A 16,931-nucleotide genomic window follows, 5' to 3' on the forward strand; every position below is an offset into this window, starting at 1 on the left:
CTCGCATGGCTGAAAACGTCTACCAACGATGGATGAGGGAAGACAACGACCGCTGCCTGCCGGTGGTCGATGGAAAACACCTCGAAGGCCTCATGTACGGCTCGATGGCATACGTCATCGAGAAGCTTGGGGAGGGACCTAAGCCGACCTTTGCGCTTGATCTAGAGCACCTTCAAGTCGCGGACTACGGCGCTTTCGAAGGCGTTTCGGACTTGCAGCGGCAGTTTATTCTTAAGCTTCACGAAGCTGATCCGATACGGCCCGAAGAAATGTTATTCCTGGGCCTCCAATCATTGTTCATCGTGAGCTGGCCCAAGCCCGAAAGTGTCGCCGATATTGAATTTGCGGCGGCATATAACTTCGTTCTCAATAAGTATCTCGCCGAGACCGCACTCAATCTTGCTGACAAGTTTCGAGCGCCGAGCGCTCTGCTTCCTTATTGGGGCCGCTTGAGCTTTCTGCGCGTGATGGCAGAACTCCCAGAGGAGCACGTAACCCGATATAAGCTAGACAAGGTTGCTTGCGCTCTCGTCAAGCGTGCCAAATTCAATGCGACGACATTCGCGCTCGACGATGGTGCATTGATCGGTGCAAATTATGCACTTGAGCCGATCCTTAAGCATCTGAACAAGTATTTGCTGCATTACTTCAGCACGAAGGAAATGGCCGGGCCCAAACGCCTGTCGAGGGCTTGGGAAGGCATCGTGCCCACTGTGCTTCATTTCTGGTCAGACGTAGATGCAACGCGTATTACCAGATCGACAACCACCCTTTACGATGAGCGTATGGGTGCTATGGCGCACCGGCTTACGGTGGAGCAGCTCGACTTCATCATGATGCACGAGCTGGGGCACGTTGCGCTTGATCATCCGCGTCGCCTGAAAGCTGAAAAAGATTCCGGATTCAACATCAAGACCGTGCGTCACGAATTCGAATACGCCGCAGATGCGTTTGCGCTCGGCCTGATGCGGTCAAAGCTTGTTGCAAACACCCGGATCGCGACGGAAGCGCCTGATCGCGCCGACGATGCGCGCGTTAAACGCGTCACGGATGGTCTGCGCGATTACCAAAGTTCGCTTGGGGGCGTCTATCTGCTATTTGTTTATATGGATTTCATACAGCAGGCGGGGGAACTGCTGCAGACAAGGCTAAAAGGAAAACTTCGTTTGCGTGATGCGATGGATTCTCACCCCCGTGCGAGTGATCGGCTCGATCGGCTTGAGCTCACAAACCTCGGTGAATACCTCTACACAAGCCCGCTTGAACGCTACTCGCGCCAATTAATGCAAACCGTTCTGGACTACGGCGCACCCCTCGACGACGAAGCCTTACTCCAAAGCGCAATTGGCACGCTGTCTTAAGCTAGGGCCTGAATTCGGGATCTGGCAACTTTTGCCATTACGGTGACATTGCACTCAACAGCACCAAACATATTCATTTGGTTGCCGGTTCAAAAGGTTCCTGAAACACAAAAACCCTTGAAATCTTCACGATTTCAAGGGCTTAAGTTTACTTGGTTGCGGGGATAGGATTTGAACCTATGACCTTCAGGTTATGAGCCTGACGAGCTACCGGGCTGCTCCACCCCGCGTTAATCCGTGCACGGCCTTCAGAGAATCGTTGGATGCTCCTGGCTGACGCTCACCAGCGCCGCCGATCACATCCCAAAGGCTTCCTGAGAAGGCTTGAGCCCGTCGGCCGGGCCGGCCATCGGGTGCGGGCGGTATGTACCAATGCAGGGCCGGTTTGGAAAGGGCTTTTCGGAAGTTTTTTTGCCGGATTGTGACACCGGCAAAGGCGCCCGGCGCCGCCAAAATTATCATGCAAGATCAAAAACTTAAATATTAGACTCCGTTTCACCCGGCGTCAGACCTCAAAGCGGCCCCGGGGCCCGCGCGGAAGTTCCTCGAAGGCGCAGATGGTGCCACTGCCCTGCCTTGGCCAAGCAGGCTCCGCAGCCCCTCCGTGATCCCGTGTGAAACAGCCGCCGCCCACGCTTGCCAACGGTTCCGCAACGCGGCAGCTTCGGGCAAACCAGAACGACGGCCCGGCACGCGGCCGCAGCACACGTGAGGAGACGTCCATGGACCACTCCCTGAAGAGTCCCCCGATATCGGCGCTCGACGACGTCTTTCACGCCATGATCGAAGCGTCGCGCAGCGCGCTGCCGCCGCCGCTCGCGACGCGGCTGGAACGTCTGACACGGCTGCGGACGTTGCTCGCCGCCAATGAGAAACGCCTGGAGCAGGCGATCTCGGCAGATTTCGGCCATCGCTGCGCCGTCGAGACCACGATCGCCGAGACGCTGTTTCTGCAGACCGAGATCAAGCATACGCTGAAGATGCTGCCGCGCTGGATGGCGGCGCGGCGCATTGCGACCTCGCTGCAATTCTGGCCCGCCCGCAACCGGCTGATCCCGCAGCCGCTGGGCGTCGTCGGCATCATCGCGCCCTGGAACTATCCGTTGCAGCTGACCCTCGCCCCTGCGATCGGCGCCATCGCGGCCGGCAATCGCGTCCTGATCAAGCCAAGCGAGCTGACGCCGCGCTTTTCCGCGCTGCTCAAGGAGCTGATCGCCGCGCAATTCGATCCGACCGAGCTGTCCGTCACCGGCGTCGAGGACGGCATCGCGCAGGCCTTCGCAGGACTGCCCTTCGATCATCTCGTCTTCACCGGCTCGACCCGGGTCGGCCGCATCGTCGCCGAGGCCGCGGGGCGCAATCTGACGCCGGTAACGCTCGAGCTCGGTGGCAAGTCGCCGACCATCGTCGATCTCTCCGCCGACGTCGACCAAGCCGCCGAGCGCATCGCCTACGCCAAGCTGCTCAATGCCGGGCAGACCTGCATCGCGCCCGACTACGTGTTCGTGCCCGAGCCGCAGCGCGACGCGTTCGCCGACAAGCTCCATCGCAACATGCAGGAGATGTTCGGCACCACCCCCACCAATGGCGACTACACGTCGATCATTTCCGACCGGCACTATGCCCGGCTGGAAGGCCTGCTGCGCGACGCAATCGCGCGCGGTGCCAAGCCGCTGAGCACGACAAGCCCGGAAGATCCGGCATGGAAGAAGCTGCGAAAATTCCCGCCGACCGTCGTGGTCGGCGCGACGCCCGACATGGCGATCATGCAGGAGGAGATTTTCGGCCCGCTGCTGCCGGTCATGACCTATCGACATGCCGACGAGGCGATTCGCTACGTCAACGCTCACGACCGGCCGCTGGCGCTGTACTGGTTCGGCAGCGACGAGGCCGCGCGCGAGGCGGTGCTGGCGCGCACCGTCTCCGGCGGCGTCACGATCAACGACTGCCTGCTGCATTTCGCGCAGATGAACCAGCCAATGGGCGGCGTCGGCGCCTCGGGCATCGGCCACTATCACGGTGAATGGGGCTTCAACAGCTTCAGCAAGCTGAAGCCGGTGTTCTACCGCTCGCCATTCAACCGCATGAAGGATCTGTATCCGCCCTACGGCGCCAGCATTGCCAGGATCGAGAAGCTGCTGCGGTTTTTGAGCTAAACAACTCCGAGTCAGTCCGGGGCGCGCGCATCGCGAACCCGGAATCTCGAGGTGATTGACAAGCAAACCAAGCTCGAGATCGGGTTCGCCGCGCAGATGCGCGGCGCCCCGGACTGACGACCAAATAACGAAGAACACATCAGGGAGAAGACGCGCGTGGTGGACGAGGTCGATTTCATTGTCGTGGGTGGCGGCAGCGGTGGAGCGACGGTCGCGGGGCGGCTGTCGGAGGATCCGGCCACGTCGGTGATGCTGCTGGATGCCGGCGGGCGCAACGACAACTGGATCGTGACCACGCCCTACATGCTGTTCCTGATGGTGGCGGGTCCGGTCAACAACTGGTCGTTCACGACGGTGCCTCAGCGCGGCCTCAACGGCCGCACCGGCTATCAGCCGCGCGGACGCGGGCTCGGCGGATCCTCGGCGATCAACGCGATGGTCTACATCCGCGGCCACCGCGCCGACTACGACCATTGGGCTGCGCTTGGCAACGCCGGCTGGTCGTATGAGGACGTCCTGCCCTATTTCAAGCGCGCCGAGAACAATGCCGAGTTTGACGGCGACTATCACGGCCAGTCGGGTCCGCTGCCGGTCAACCGGCTGCGGACCGGCAATCCCGTGCACGAGATCTTCCTGCAGGCGGCGCGCGAGGCGCAGTTTCCGATCCGCGACGATTTCAATGCCGAGACGCAGGAGGGCCTGGGGCTCTACCAGGTCACGCAGAGCAATGGCGAGCGCTGGAGCGCTGCGCGCGCCTACATCCAGCCGCATCTCGGCAGCCGCCGCAATCTGCACGTCGAGACCTCGGCCCACGCCTCGCTGATCCTATTCGACGGCAAGCGCGCCGTCGGCGTGAAGTATCGCCAGGGCAAGGAGGTCAAGGAGATCCGCTGCCGGCGCGAGGTGATCCTGGCTTCCGGTGCATTTCAGACGCCGCAGCTGCTGATGCTCTCCGGCATCGGCGATGCAGCCGCGCTGGCAAGGCTCGGCATCGCCGGCGTTCACCACCTGCCGGGAGTCGGCCAGAACCTGCAGGACCATCCCGACTTCATCTTTGCCTACACCTCCGATAATCCGAACTTCTCATCGCTGTCACCGAAAGGCCTGCGCCGGCTGCTGGCCGGCATCGGCCAGTATCGGCGCGAGCGTCGCGGCGTCCTGACCTCGAACTTCGCCGAATGCGGCGGCTTCCTGAAGACGGATCCCAACCTCGACGTCCCCGACATCCAGCTGCATTTCGGCATGGCCGTGACCGATGATCACGGCCGCAAGCGGCATGGCAACGGCTTCTCATGCCATTTCTGCCTGCTGCGGCCCAAGAGCCGCGGCACGGTGGCGCTGAGGAGCGCCGATCCGCTGGCGCCGCCGCTGATCGATCCGAACTTCCTCGGCGAGGACGACGATCTCGAGACCATGGTCGCGGGCTACAAGACCACGCGGCGGCTGATGGAGACACCGGCCATGCGCGATCTCGGCAAACGCGACCTGTTCACCTCGGACGTCAGGACCGACGACGACATTCGCGCCATCCTGCGCGCCCGCGTCGACACGGTCTATCACCCCGTCGGCACCTGCAAGATGGGCACGGACGATCCGCTCGCGGTGGTCGATCCCGCGCTGAAGGTGCATGGCCTGTCCGGTCTGCGCGTGGTCGATGCCTCGATCATGCCGACCCTGATCGGCGGCAACACCAATGCGCCGACCATCATGATCGGCGAGAAGGCCGCCGACATGATCAGAGCCGAGTTGCGAGCCAACTGATCCTGCCGCGGGCAAGCGTGAGTCGAGCTCATGGAGCGACGAGCAATGACGATGCCCACGGAATCTCGAGATCGTTCAGAATGAGCGTACGACAATCTCCAGATGTCCGGGGCCAGGCCTGCGGCCTTGTCCCGGAATGACAGCCGTGGTGATTGTAGCCGAACTCATCCGACGTCTCGGCGCGCAATGTCCGGCTGATCGCGAAACAACTACGTCAGCAGAAAGCCGCCGTCGACCGTGACCACGCTGCCCGTCATGTAGCGCGAAGCATTCGAGGCCAGCAGCATGATGGCGCCGTCGAGATCGCTCTCGTGGCCGACGCGCCGCTGCGGGATGCGCTTGATGAGCTTCTCGCCGGCCGGCGTCTGCCAGACGTCATGATTGATGTCGGTGTCGATATAGCCCGGCGCCAGCGCATTGACACGAATGTTGTTGGCGGCGAGCTCCAGGGCCAGCGCCTTGGTGGTCTGCACGACGCCGGCCTTCGAGATCGCATAGGGCGATATGAACTTCACGACGCTGAAGCCGAGCACCGAGGCGATGTTGATGATGTTGCCGGGCGCCTTCCGCGCGATCATCCGGCGCGCGACCTCGGTCGCGGCGAAATAGGCGCCCTTCAGGTTGGCGCCGATCACGGCGTCCCAATCGGCCTCGCTCTGCTCCACCGCGAGCTTCTCGACCGCGATGCCGGCATTGTTGATCAGCACCGTGACCGGACCGAGCGCGGCCTCCGCGGCATCGAGACCTCTCGCAATCGATGCATTTCTGGTCACGTCCATCTCGACGGCGACGGCGCGACCGCCCTTGGCCTTGATCTCATCCTCCAGAGCCTTGAGCTTGCCGGTCTGGCGGGCGGCGAGCGCGACGGCAGCACCCTGCGCGGACAGCACGCGCGCGAATTGGCGGCCCAGCCCCTGGCTCGCGCCCGTGATCAGAATCACCTCGCGGCTGACATCGAACAGGCCCGACATGGCACCACCTTGCGTTTCCCCGGTTTGTTGCGGCGCATTGATACAGACGATTTGAAGCAGCGCAAACCGGATTTGTTTACCGGGCAGGCCTACAACCGCAGCATATCAGTCATGAATACTTTCGACCTCGCCGCTTGTGCCGCCCTGATGGTCGCCGTCTATAGCGGCTTCGCGACCGGGCTGCTGCGCAGCGCCATCACCATTCTGGCCTATCTCCTGGCGATGCCGTTGGCGATGGGCGCGGTGGCGGCCATGAGCCCGCAACTGCAGGACGTGCACGGCACCCCCCTGGCGCAGAACTGGCTGCAGTTCTTCGCGGCCTTCGTCGTCATCGGCGTCGCCCTGGGCAAGATCGGCCGGATGCTGCTCGACGAGGCGGTCGGTCCCGAGGCTGGCTTTGGCGACAGGCTCGGCGGCGCCCTGCTGGGAGCGGTCCGCGTCGGCATGGTCGCGACCACGCTGGTGCTGGTGTTCGACAAGATCGTTCCGCCCGAGCGCCAGCCGCGCTTCCTCGATGGCTCGCGCCTGCGGCCCATTCTCTCGCTCGCAGGCGCAAAAGGCTTTCGCTCGCTGCCGCCAGAGGTGGCGGGCCTGATCGATCGTCTCAAGCAGGAGCACCGCATCTGATTGCGAGCCATGCAATTGCGCACAGGCCGGCTGCCCTTATCAGCGGCGGCGGCGTTGGCTAGAATGCCGCATCAATAATGTTCCAGCCTCACTGACATATCGGAGTGATCAATCGTGGATCTCGGGATCAAGGGCCGCCGCGCCATCGTCTGCGCCTCCAGCAAGGGATTGGGCCGCGCCTGCGCCATCGCGCTGGCCAATGAGGGCGTGCATGTCACGATCACTGCGCGCGGCGCCGAGGCGCTGGCCAAGACCGCGGCCGAGATCCGCGCCGCCAATCCCGGCATCACCGTCACCGAAGTGGCCGGTGACATCACCACGCCCGAAGGCCGCGCCGCTGTGCTGAAGGCCTGCCCGGATCCGGATATCCTGATCAACAATGCCGGCGGCCCGCCGCCCGGCGATTTCCGCAACTGGACCCGCGACGACTGGATCAAGGCGATCGACGCCAACATGCTGACGCCGATCGAACTGATCAAGGCGACCGTGGACGGCATGATGGCGCGCAAGTTCGGCCGCATCGTCAACATCACCTCGGCCGCGGTGAAGGCGCCGATCGACATTCTCGGCCTCTCCAACGGCGCCCGCGCCGGCCTCACCGGCTTCGTCGCCGGCCTGTCGCGCAAGACCGTGATCAACAACGTCACGATCAACGCGCTGCTGCCTGGCCCGTTCGAGACCGACCGGCTGCTTTCGACGGCCAAGGGCGAGGCCGAGAAGCGCGGTGTCACGCCGGAGCAGATCCTCGCCGACCGCGCCAAGACCAACCCCGCCGGCCGCTTCGGCGATCCCGAAGAGTTCGGCATCGCCTGCGCGTTCCTCTGCTCCGCAAAGTCCGGCTACATCACGGGACAGAATATCCTGCTGGATGGCGGCGCGTTCCCGGGAACGCTGTAAGCGCAGCGTTTGCTATCGATCGTTTGGACGCAGCATTCGCCGCCGCGTACCTCTCCCCGCAAGAGCGCTAGGGTTTCTACACGATTTGGAGGGCTTTGCCGGCAACGAGGATTTGGAAGCGGGTCATTCCGTTGTGAAAGGTGATTGGCCCGGGAGGCCGGTGCGAGGCGTAGCCGGTCCATCCCCCAAGCTTTGCGATAATCCATGCCGCCCACTCGAGGGTGTTGGGTCGATGCGGGTTCTCCTGAAGCTTGGTCCTGCCTTTCATGGTTTTGTTGATGGCGGCCAGCACTTCGATTTCTTCGGGTGTGAAGGCGCATTTGATCGGCAGTTGTTGACCACCGTTGCGGGCCTGAACGAGCTGAATGACGATACACGCCGCTTTGGTAGCGATCGCCACCAGCTTGATCAGGGCCTGGGCGCTTTCGAGCTGGCTGTCCTCGATACCCAGACCCTGGCTCTTCAGCGAGCGAAAGAGCTGTTCGATGATCCAGCGCAGCTTGTACCAGGAGACGATCTGCCAGGCATCGGCCGCCTTGGCGATCGAATGAGTGGTCAAGAGCAGCCAATGAACGGGCTCGGCGCCCTTCGGAGGATGCAGCTCGACGACTTCCGCGAAGCCGATCTTCACGGACTCAGGCAGCCCCTTCATGCCGGGTCGCGCGGGCCGTTTGAGCTCGACGGTTCCGAAGCGCAGCGAGAGATGGGCTTGGCGAGCGCGGCGATCCATGCGCTGCGGAAGGTCGATCACCGCCTTGTCGCAGAAGCGCGCTCGCTCTACGGCTTGATAGAGCGTGCTGCCGTCAGCCAGCGCATGATCGTGCATGGCTCGCGTCAGCAGGTGGACGTTGTCGCCAGGCGTCAACGCCCAATGCGCAAAGAACTCCCCTTCGCGATCATTGACAACGGTGATCATGCGCGCTGCAGCAAGAACCTCGCAGCCCTGCTCGGCCGTCGTTACCCAGCGCGCCGATTCCTTGTTGGCCAACTCCCGCTGGTCGTGAGGGACCTTAACCTTGCCCCGGCGCGTCCACACCTCGCCACCGGTGAGACCGAGGCAAGCTCCGCTGTCGGCATCAACCGCCATCATGGCATGCAGCAGCACACCGCGGGCATTGCCTTTGCCGACCTTGCCCAGTCCGCGCCGGCGTCCCCGCTGCGTTTGGAACTTGACCTCGCTGGTGTCCTGGATCGCCAGCACATGCCGTCCACCGACGACGGCCGCCGTCTGCCTGCTCCAGCCCTCAATCAGCCGATCGATCGTGACTTGCGGATTGTTCACGAACCGCCAGTACGCCATGTACGCGGCCCAGTCACCCCGCGCCATCTGGCGCAGGCAGACGCTGCGCGCACAAAGCATAGCCTGGACGAACGCCGCCCCCTTTTATCGAGGCGCACGTCGCCAAACTCGCCCAATGACAAATCCGGCTCTCGCTGCATCTCCAACGCTCCTTCAAATCAAAGCGTCGGATACAGAATCATACAACAGGCATAGACGGCGCAACATCATGACAACCCGAGTCAATCTGTCGCGCAAGACGTGTAGAAACCCTAGCGCTTGCGGGGAGAGGTCGGATCGCATCGCCAGATGCGATCCGGGCGAGGGGGTACAGGTCTCTCGCCGAACGCTCCCGGTGCGTATGCCCTTCTCACACTTCCCGTGCGGCTGCCCCTCACCTCACCCCTCTCAGCGCGAGCGGAGCTCGTCGCGCCCCCGTAAGAACGGGGAGAGGGAGCGCATCGTACGCGCGGAAGCCAGCCGGGCTCGAACTGAGAACTACTGCTTGGTGATCTCGTCCTCGTCGCGCTGGCTCGGACTCGAGGAGTCCGCCGTCGTCCGCCCCTCCGTCCAGTCGATGCCGAACGCGTCGAGCCCCTCCGCGAGCAGGTCACCGAGCATCGGCTCGCCCAGCAGATAGCGCGCGGTGTGGCGGTCGCGCTGGCCGGCGGCTTCGCGGCGCAGATCGTCCCATTCGTCGATGTCGCCGTCGCCGCGGCCGAGCCGCATCAGGGCGACCAGATCGGTCTGCTCGTCTTCGGTCATGGCGTTGATGAAGCCGGTGATCTCGCGCACGACGGGATCGTCACCGCTGTCCTGCAGCACATCGATCATGTCGTCATCGGCGGCATTCGAGCCGGAATCGTCATCCGTCGCCTGCTCCTTGACGTCGAACTCGCGGGCCTTCTCGATCAGGAAGGCGACCTTCTCCGGTGATATCGTCAGCTCTGGCATGACACTCTCCTGTTGGACTGGCCACGACAACGCCTGTTCCCGGGAGTCGATCCATTGCGCTGGAACGCACGACGCGGCATCGTCGCGCTCAGCAAGAACAAGCGAGGAAGCGCGCATGCCATGGACGGTCGGCCGGGTCAGGATCACCAAATTCACCGAGCTGGAGACGGTCGGCGGCACCCGCTTCATCCTGCCGCAGGCGACGCCTGAAGCCATCCGCGCGCTGTCCTGGCCAGCGCCCGATTTCGCCACCAGCGAGGGCAAGCTGAAGATGTCGATCCACGCCCTGGTGCTGGAGACGCCGACCAGGCGCATCGTCGTCGACACCGGCCTCGGCAACGACAAGCAGGGCCGCAGCGTGCCGGTGTGGAACGGCCGGACCGCGCCCTTCCTGGAGACGATGACCGCCGGCGGCTTCTCCCCTGACAGCATCGATATGGTGATCTGCACGCATCTCCACGTCGATCATGTCGGCTGGAATACGCGGCTGGTCGACGGCCGCTGGATTCCCACTTTTCCGAACGCGCGCTACGTCTTCGGCCGCACCGAATATGAGCACTGGCGCGACCATGCCGAGGCTGCGGATGAAACCGCGACCTTCGCCGATTCCGTGCAGCCGATCATGGACGCCGGCAGGGCCGAGCTCGTGGCCAGCGATGCCCTGATCACCGACGAGATCACGCTGATCCCGACCCCCGGCCACAGCCCGGGCCATGTCAGCCTGCACATCCGCTCCGATGGTGCGCAGGCACTCCTGAGCGGCGACGTCGCGCACCATCCCTGCCAGATGGCGCAGCTGGATTGGAGCTCGACCGTCGATTCCGATCCGGCGCAGGCGGCCGCCACGCGGCGGGCGCTGTTCTCCCGTTTCGCCGACACCGGCACGCTGGTGATCGGCGGCCATTTCGATGCCGGACACATCCACCGCGACGGCGCCGCCTTTCGTTTCGAAGCAATGCGGGGCGGCGGCAGCGCATAGCCCGCGAGGTTGAATTTCGCCCCGCCATGCTCCATGACAGGGCCCTGGAATACCAAGGATCTGAGGGAGAGAAACCAAATGAAGCTCGTTCGCTACGGCGACAAAGGCGCGGAAAAACCGGGCCTGATCGATGCATCCGGCCAGCTGCGCGACCTGTCGGCCCATGTGAAGGACCTCGATGGCGCCGCCTATGCGCCGGAGTCGCTGAAGAAGCTCGCCGCGCTCGACCCGGCCTCCCTGCCCGCCGTCTCCGGCAAGCCGCGCCTCGGCGCGCCCGTCACCGGCATTTCCAAGTTCGTGGCGATCGGCCTCAACTACTCCGATCATGCCAAGGAAACCGGCAACCCGATTCCGGCCGAGCCGATCTTTTTCCTCAAGGCCAACACCGCGCTGTGCGGCCCGTATGACCGGGTCGAGAAGCCGCGCGGCTCGACCAAGCTCGACTGGGAGGTCGAGATCGCCGCGATCATCGGCACCCGCGCCAAGTATGTGTCCGAGGCCGATGCGCTGAACCACGTCGCCGGCTACGCGATCTGCAACGACGTCTCCGAGCGCAATTTCCAGATCGAGCGCCTGGGCCAGTGGACCAAGGGCAAGTCGCATGACACCTTCGGACCAGTCGGCCCCTGGCTCGTGACCAAGGACGAAATTCCGGACGTGCAGAACCTGTCGATGTGGCTCGACGTCAACGGCCAGCGCCGCCAGACCGGCTCGACCGCGACGATGATCTTCTCGATGGCCAAGTGCATCTCCTACGTCTCGCAGTTCATGACCCTGCTGCCGGGCGACATCGTCACCACCGGCACGCCTCCCGGCGTCGGCATGGGCATGAAGCCCCCGACCTTCCTCAACGTCGGCGATGTCGTGACCCTCGGCATCGAGCGCCTCGGCGAGCAGCGCCAGGAAATCATCGAGGCTTAGTCATCGAGATGTGAGGCGGCCCCAATCTTCAACGTCGTCATGCCCGGGCTTGACCCGGGCATCCACGTCCTGCGGCGCGCGACATGAGAGATGGATGGCCGGGCCTTCGCCGCGCCGAAGGGGCTTCGGCCCCGCAGGCGGGTCAAGCCCGGCCATGACGACGGAAAGAGCATTCCAGGAGCATTACATGAAACTCACCTTCTCGCCCGCCTCGCCGTTCGCCCGCAAGGTGCGCATTGCCGCCATCGAGCTCGGCCTGATCGACAAGATCGAGTTCACGCCCGCCGCTGTCATGCCGGGCCAGGCCAACGACGAGTACATGAAGATCACGCCGCTCAAGAAGCTGCCGGTGCTGATCCTCGACAATGGCGACGTCATCCTGGATTCCTACGTCATCGTCGAATATCTCGACGAGCTCGCCGGCGGCAACAAGCTCATCCCAGCCTCCGGCCCGTCGCGCTGGAAGGTCAAGAGCGAGCATTCGATGCTGCAGGGCATGCTCGATTCCATGCTGCTGTGCCGCTACGAGGCGATGGTGCGCCCCGAGGGCATGCGCTGGCAGGCCTGGTCCGATGATCATTGGAATCGGGCCTGGATGGGCATGGCCCGCTTCAATGCGCAGAGCGACCTGATGACGCGCCCGTTCGACATCGTCTCCATCGGCCTCGTCTGCGTGCTCGGCTATGCCGATTTCCGCTTCGCCGATTGCGGCTGGCGCAAGGCCTATCCGGCGCTCGACGCCTTCCATCAGAAAATGCTGGAGCGCGAGTCGGTGAAGATCTCGGTGCCGCCGGCGGCCTGACAATTCGAGAGGATTGCCGTGACGCTGACGTTTTCGGTCGCCGATCTCACGATCCATCGCATCATCGAGCAGGAGACCACCTTCCTGCCGGCGCTTGAGATGTTTCCAGAGCTGCCGCCGGACGTGCTGGCAGCCGAGCGCAGCGCGCTGCAAGCGGCCAAGGCGCTGGACGCACAGGACACGCTGATCCTGTGCTTCCAGTCCTACCTGGTGAAGACCCCTCACCACACCATCCTGATCGACAGCTGCATCGGCAACGACAAGCCGCGCGCGCGACCGGTCTGGAACATGAAGACCGACGACAGCTACATGCGGGCGCTTGCGGCCGCGGGCCTGTCGGTCGACGATATCGACGTCGTGATGTGCACGCATCTGCACACCGATCATGTCGGCTGGAATACGCGGCTCGACAACGGCCGCTGGGTGCCGACCTTCCCCAATGCGCGCTACGTCATCGCGCAGCGCGAATATGACTATTGGGTCGCGCAGCACGCCAAGGCCGAGGTACCGGCCTTCGCCGACAGTGTGCTGCCGGTCGTCGAGGCCAAGCGCGCAGACATCGTCAGCGACCAGTTCGCGATCGGCGATCACGTCCGGCTGCTGCCGACGCCGGGCCACACGCCCGGCCATGTTGCAGTCGCCATCGGCAGAGGCAGGGACGATGCGGTGTTTTCGGGCGATCTGATGCACTCGCCGCTGCAGCTTTGCTATCCCGAGCTGTCGCCGAAATTCGACGTCGATGCGGCACAGGCCGCCGTGACGCGGCGTGAATTCCTCGGCCGCTATTGCGACACGCCGACGCTGTGCTGCACGGCACATTTCCCGTCGCCCTCGGTCGGCCGCATCACGCGCAAGGGCAACGGCTTCGCCTGCGAGGCGATCTAGCCTCAGTCGACGATGAACAGTTTCGCGCCGGTCGCGGTGAACGACCGGTGCGCGGCGTCGCCGAAATCCGAGACCTGGTAGCTCATGCCCGCCGACAGCGTGAACTTGCGGCCGTCCTTGAGCTCGCTTTCGAGCTCGCCTTCCAGCACCAGCAGGATGTGGCCGCGGTCGCACCAATGATCGGCGAGATAGCCGGGCGTATACTCGACCTGGCGCACCCGGATGTCGCCGATCATCAGCGTCCGCCAATACGCCTTGCCCTGCTCGCCCGGATGCTCGGTCACCGGCACGGCGGACCAGTCGGTGACGGTGAAGGGCAGCGTCGGGATTTTCATGGCGGGCTCTGTGCGGGACATGGGGCGGATCGAAGCTGCCCCATGGCATAGAGCGCCGCGCGCTGGAGATCAAACGCGCCTGCCGCGGCCGCCGTCAATCGAACAGGCTCGGTGTGTGGTTCACCGCCGCGCCCTCGATCGCCAGCATCTTCAGCTTGGTGTCGACGCCGCCATTGGCGGAGAAGCCGCCGGGCTTGTTGCCGGCCGCGAGCACGCGATGGCAGGGCACCACGATCGGGCACGGGTTGCGCCCAAGCGCCTGGCCGACCTCGCGCGACAGCTCGACGCCGCCGAGCTGCCTGGCGATATCGCCATAGGTCAGGGTCTGTCCCGGCGGGATCCGGCGCGCGATGTCGTAGACGCCGCGCTGGAACGCGCTGACGCCGTCGAGATCGAGATCGATGTCGCTGAGATCATCGGGCTGCCCCGCGAGCAGCGCTTTGATACGTCCAATGACGCGCTGCACATGCTGCGGCGGCTCAGCCTCGGCGATCCCGGCATGACGCTGTTGCATGCGCGTCCGGATCTGCGTCGGTCCGCCCATCGGCAGCTGCACGGCGTTGATGCCGCGTGGGCCCCATGCGATCGCGCAGGTGCCGATCGCGGTTTCGAACATTGCGTAGCTCTGGTCTGACATGGCGGGCTCCATCGTCGCGCTGCCCCGTATCATCTGACGATCAAATTAGGCTTGGAGAATGTTGCGATCCACCCGGATTCTGCCAATGTCGACAGGCGCGCATTCGGCCCCCCGGAAGTCGACGGGCGCGGAGACCAGCCGGCGCAAAGACCGGATGTCTCGCCGAGGAAGCCGAAGCAAAGGGAGGACGCCATGAAGCTGACGCCGGAGCAGATCGCATTCTTCAACCGCGAGGGCTGGCTGTTCCTGCCCGAGCTGTTCGGCCCGGAGGAGACCGCCTTCCTCGCCCGCGAGGCGGAAGCGATCTATGCGGCCGACCGGCCGGAGGTCTGGCGTGAGAAGAGCGGCGCGCCGCGGACGGCGTTTGCCGCGCACCTCTACAACGACGCGTTCCGCGTGCTGGCGGCGCATCCGCGCATGATCGAGCCGATCGAGCAGATCTTCGGCGAGAAGCTCTACATGCATCAGTTCAAGATCAACGCCAAATCGGCCTTCACCGGCGACGTCTGGCAATGGCACCAGGACTACGGCACCTGGAAGCGCGACGACGGCATGCCCGAGCCGCGCGCGATGAACATCGCGATCTTCCTCGACGAGGTGATGCCGATCAACGGCCCCCTGATGCTGGTGCCGAAGAGCCAGCACGCCGGCGACCTCGAGGCCTCGCATGATCTTGCCACGACGTCCTATCCGCTGTGGACGCTCGACGAGGCGACGGTGACGCGTCTCGTCGCCGAGGGCGGCATCGTCGCGCCGACCGGCAGGCCCGGCGGCATGCTGATGTTCCACGGCAATCTCGTGCACGGCTCCGCCGGCAACATCACGCCCTATCCGCGCAAGATCGTGTACCTGACGCTGAATGCGGTCTCGAACCACATCCGCACGCCGACGCGCCCGGAGTACATCGCGCACCGCGACTTCACCCCGATCGAAACGCTTCCGGATGATGCGTTGCTGCAGCTGGCGCGAACGCATCGCGAGGCGGCGGAGTAGAAGCACGCCGCGCGCCACAAAAGAGGTCGTCATGCCCGGGCTTGACCCGGGCATCCATCAACAGACGACTCTTCCGATGAGAGATGGATGGCCGGGTCAAGCCCGGCCATGACGAGAACTAATAGGCTGCGCATGTGCCTCAACCAGATCCGGATCGCACAATGAACCTCCATGCCCTCCTCCAAGCCCGCGCCGCCGCCGGGAAGCCCGTCCGTGTCGCGCTGATCGGTGCCGGGAAGTTCGGCTCCATGTTCCTGTCGCAAGTGCCGCATGTCACTGGCCTCGAGGTGCCCGTCATCGTCGATCTCGATCCGGAGCGGGCGCGCGACGCGTGTCGCACCGTCGGCTGGAGCAATGAGCTGATTGAGCACACGACGTTCACGGCCGACGCGACCAAGGCTTTCGCCGACGGCGTCGAGGTGGTCGTCGAAGCGACCGGCAGCCCGGCCGCCGGCATCCGCCACGCGCGCGCATCCATCAAGGCCGGCAAGCACATCGTGATGGTCAATGTCGAAGCCGACGTGCTGGCGGGACCGCTGCTGGCCGACGAAGCACGCAAGGCCGGCGTGGTCTATTCGCTTGCCTATGGCGACCAGCCGGCGCTGACGGCGGAGCTCGTCGACTGGGCGCGTGCGACCGGCTTTCACGTCGTGGCGGCCGGCAAGGGCACGAAGTATCTGCCGGCCTATCACGATGTGACGCCCGACGGCGTCTGGCAGCATTACGGGCTAACCGCGGGCGAAGCTCAGTCCGCCGGCATGAACCCGCAGATGTTCAACTCCTTCCTCGACGGCACCAAGTCGGCGATCGAGATGGCCGCGATCGCCAACGCGACCGGGCTCGACGTGCCCTCGGACGGCCTGTTGTTTCCGCCCTGCGGCGTCGACGATCTGCCGCATGTGCTGCGCCCGCGCGAGCGCGGCGGCATGCTGGAGCGATCGGGCATGGTCGAGGTGGTGTCGTCGCTCGAGCGTGACGGCCGGCCGGTGTTTCGCGATCTGCGATGGGGCGTCTACGTCGTGCTGGAGGCGCCGAACGACTATGCCGCCGACTGCTTCCGTCAGTACGGCTTGAAGACCGACGCCAGCGGCCGCTATGCCGCGATGTACAAGCCCTATCATCTGATCGGGCTGGAGCTGAACGTCTCGGTGCTCTCAGCCGCGCTGCGGCGTGAGCCGACGGGTCAGCCCATCGGCTTCCGCGGCGATGTCGTCGCGGTGGCCAAGAAGGATCTGCGTGCCGGCGAGATGCTCGACGGCGAAGGCGGCTACACCGTGTGGGGCAAGGTGCTTCCGGCGAGCACCAGCCTGCAACACGGCGCGCTCCCGATCGGACTGGCCCACCGCGTGACGCTCGTGAACAACGTCGCACGC

At 64.3% G+C, this 16,931-nt stretch carries 16 protein-coding genes and 1 tRNA gene (1 of these 17 only partly in view); 11 read left to right on the forward strand and 6 right to left on the reverse strand.

What is annotated here, in order from left to right:
• Positions 1-5 precede the first annotated feature (5 nt).
• Positions 6-1,361: a hypothetical protein gene (locus QXZ94_RS20920; protein ID WP_315722010.1), complete on the forward strand. Its 1,356-nt coding sequence runs from the start codon at positions 6-8 to the stop codon at positions 1,359-1,361.
• A gap of 153 nt (positions 1,362-1,514) precedes the next feature.
• On the opposite strand, the gene QXZ94_RS20925 is transcribed toward QXZ94_RS20920, so the two are convergent.
• Positions 1,515-1,591 (reverse strand) — tRNA-Met (locus tag QXZ94_RS20925).
• Between the two features lie 492 nt (positions 1,592-2,083).
• On the opposite strand from QXZ94_RS20925, the gene QXZ94_RS20930 reads away from it, so the two are divergent.
• Together QXZ94_RS20930 and QXZ94_RS20935 are read left to right on the forward strand one after the other, a co-directional pair.
• On the forward strand, positions 2,084-3,517 hold the full coding sequence (locus QXZ94_RS20930; RefSeq protein WP_315722011.1) for a coniferyl aldehyde dehydrogenase: 1,434 nt from the start codon (positions 2,084-2,086) through the stop codon (positions 3,515-3,517).
• Between the two features lie 156 nt (positions 3,518-3,673).
• Positions 3,674-5,278 (forward strand): GMC family oxidoreductase, encoded by a 1,605-nt coding sequence (locus QXZ94_RS20935; protein WP_315722012.1) that lies wholly within the window; start codon positions 3,674-3,676, stop codon positions 5,276-5,278.
• 209 nt (positions 5,279-5,487) lie between these two features.
• Here QXZ94_RS20935 and QXZ94_RS20940 read toward each other — a convergent pair whose 3' ends face one another.
• Positions 5,488-6,249, reverse strand: a complete 762-nt coding sequence (locus QXZ94_RS20940) for an SDR family NAD(P)-dependent oxidoreductase (protein ID WP_315722013.1) — start codon at positions 6,247-6,249, stop codon at positions 5,488-5,490.
• A 111-nt stretch (positions 6,250-6,360) separates the two neighbouring features.
• Between QXZ94_RS20940 and QXZ94_RS20945 the strand changes: the two genes are divergently transcribed.
• Positions 6,361-6,876: a CvpA family protein gene (locus QXZ94_RS20945; protein WP_315722014.1), complete on the forward strand. Its 516-nt coding sequence runs from the start codon at positions 6,361-6,363 to the stop codon at positions 6,874-6,876.
• Positions 6,877-6,990: 114 nt separating this feature from the next.
• Positions 6,991-7,773: an SDR family oxidoreductase gene (locus tag QXZ94_RS20950; RefSeq protein WP_315722015.1), complete on the forward strand. Its 783-nt coding sequence runs from the start codon at positions 6,991-6,993 to the stop codon at positions 7,771-7,773.
• Positions 7,774-7,849: 76 nt separating this feature from the next.
• On the opposite strand, the gene QXZ94_RS20955 is transcribed toward QXZ94_RS20950, so the two are convergent.
• On the reverse strand, positions 7,850-9,073 hold the full coding sequence (locus QXZ94_RS20955) for an IS4 family transposase (RefSeq protein WP_315722016.1): 1,224 nt from the start codon (positions 9,071-9,073) through the stop codon (positions 7,850-7,852).
• A 477-nt stretch (positions 9,074-9,550) separates the two neighbouring features.
• Positions 9,551-10,006 carry a DUF3775 domain-containing protein gene (locus tag QXZ94_RS20960; protein WP_315722017.1) on the reverse strand — a complete coding sequence of 152 codons (456 nt, stop codon included), beginning with the start codon at positions 10,004-10,006 and terminating at the stop codon, positions 9,551-9,553.
• Positions 10,007-10,121: 115 nt separating this feature from the next.
• On the opposite strand from QXZ94_RS20960, the gene QXZ94_RS20965 reads away from it, so the two are divergent.
• The 4 genes from QXZ94_RS20965 (at position 10,122) to QXZ94_RS20980 (ending at position 13,593) form a co-directional block, all read left to right on the forward strand.
• Positions 10,122-10,985, forward strand: coding sequence for an MBL fold metallo-hydrolase (locus tag QXZ94_RS20965; protein ID WP_315722018.1), 864 nt, complete (start codon positions 10,122-10,124; stop codon positions 10,983-10,985).
• Positions 10,986-11,063: 78 nt separating this feature from the next.
• Positions 11,064-11,906, forward strand: coding sequence for a fumarylacetoacetate hydrolase family protein (locus tag QXZ94_RS20970; RefSeq protein WP_315722019.1), 843 nt, complete (start codon positions 11,064-11,066; stop codon positions 11,904-11,906).
• Positions 11,907-12,093: 187 nt separating this feature from the next.
• Entirely contained in the window at positions 12,094-12,708 is a 615-nt protein-coding gene (locus QXZ94_RS20975) for a glutathione S-transferase family protein (RefSeq protein ID WP_172181008.1), read from the forward strand.
• Between the two features lie 18 nt (positions 12,709-12,726).
• Positions 12,727-13,593, forward strand: a complete 867-nt coding sequence (locus QXZ94_RS20980; protein WP_315722020.1) for an MBL fold metallo-hydrolase — start codon at positions 12,727-12,729, stop codon at positions 13,591-13,593.
• A 2-nt stretch (positions 13,594-13,595) separates the two neighbouring features.
• Here QXZ94_RS20980 and QXZ94_RS20985 read toward each other — a convergent pair whose 3' ends face one another.
• Positions 13,596-13,928 (reverse strand): DHCW motif cupin fold protein, encoded by a 333-nt coding sequence (locus QXZ94_RS20985; protein ID WP_315722021.1) that lies wholly within the window; start codon positions 13,926-13,928, stop codon positions 13,596-13,598.
• Positions 13,929-14,022: 94 nt separating this feature from the next.
• Positions 14,023-14,565, reverse strand: coding sequence for a methylated-DNA--[protein]-cysteine S-methyltransferase (locus QXZ94_RS20990; protein WP_315722022.1), 543 nt, complete (start codon positions 14,563-14,565; stop codon positions 14,023-14,025).
• Positions 14,566-14,757: 192 nt separating this feature from the next.
• On the opposite strand from QXZ94_RS20990, the gene QXZ94_RS20995 reads away from it, so the two are divergent.
• A complete protein-coding gene (locus QXZ94_RS20995) occupies positions 14,758-15,558 on the forward strand; it encodes a phytanoyl-CoA dioxygenase family protein (RefSeq protein ID WP_315722023.1) in 801 nt (266 codons plus the stop codon).
• 161 nt (positions 15,559-15,719) lie between these two features.
• Positions 15,720-16,931: the 5' portion of an NAD(P)H-dependent oxidoreductase gene (locus QXZ94_RS21000; protein WP_315722024.1), read on the forward strand. 93 nt of this gene lie beyond the right edge of the window; the window shows 1,212 of its 1,305 coding nt (coding positions 1-1,212); the start codon lies at positions 15,720-15,722; its stop codon lies off the right edge, out of view.

Source organism: Bradyrhizobium sp. SZCCHNS2022 (genome assembly GCF_032377575.1).
Lineage (GTDB): Bacteria > Pseudomonadota > Alphaproteobacteria > Rhizobiales > Xanthobacteraceae > Bradyrhizobium > Bradyrhizobium aeschynomenes.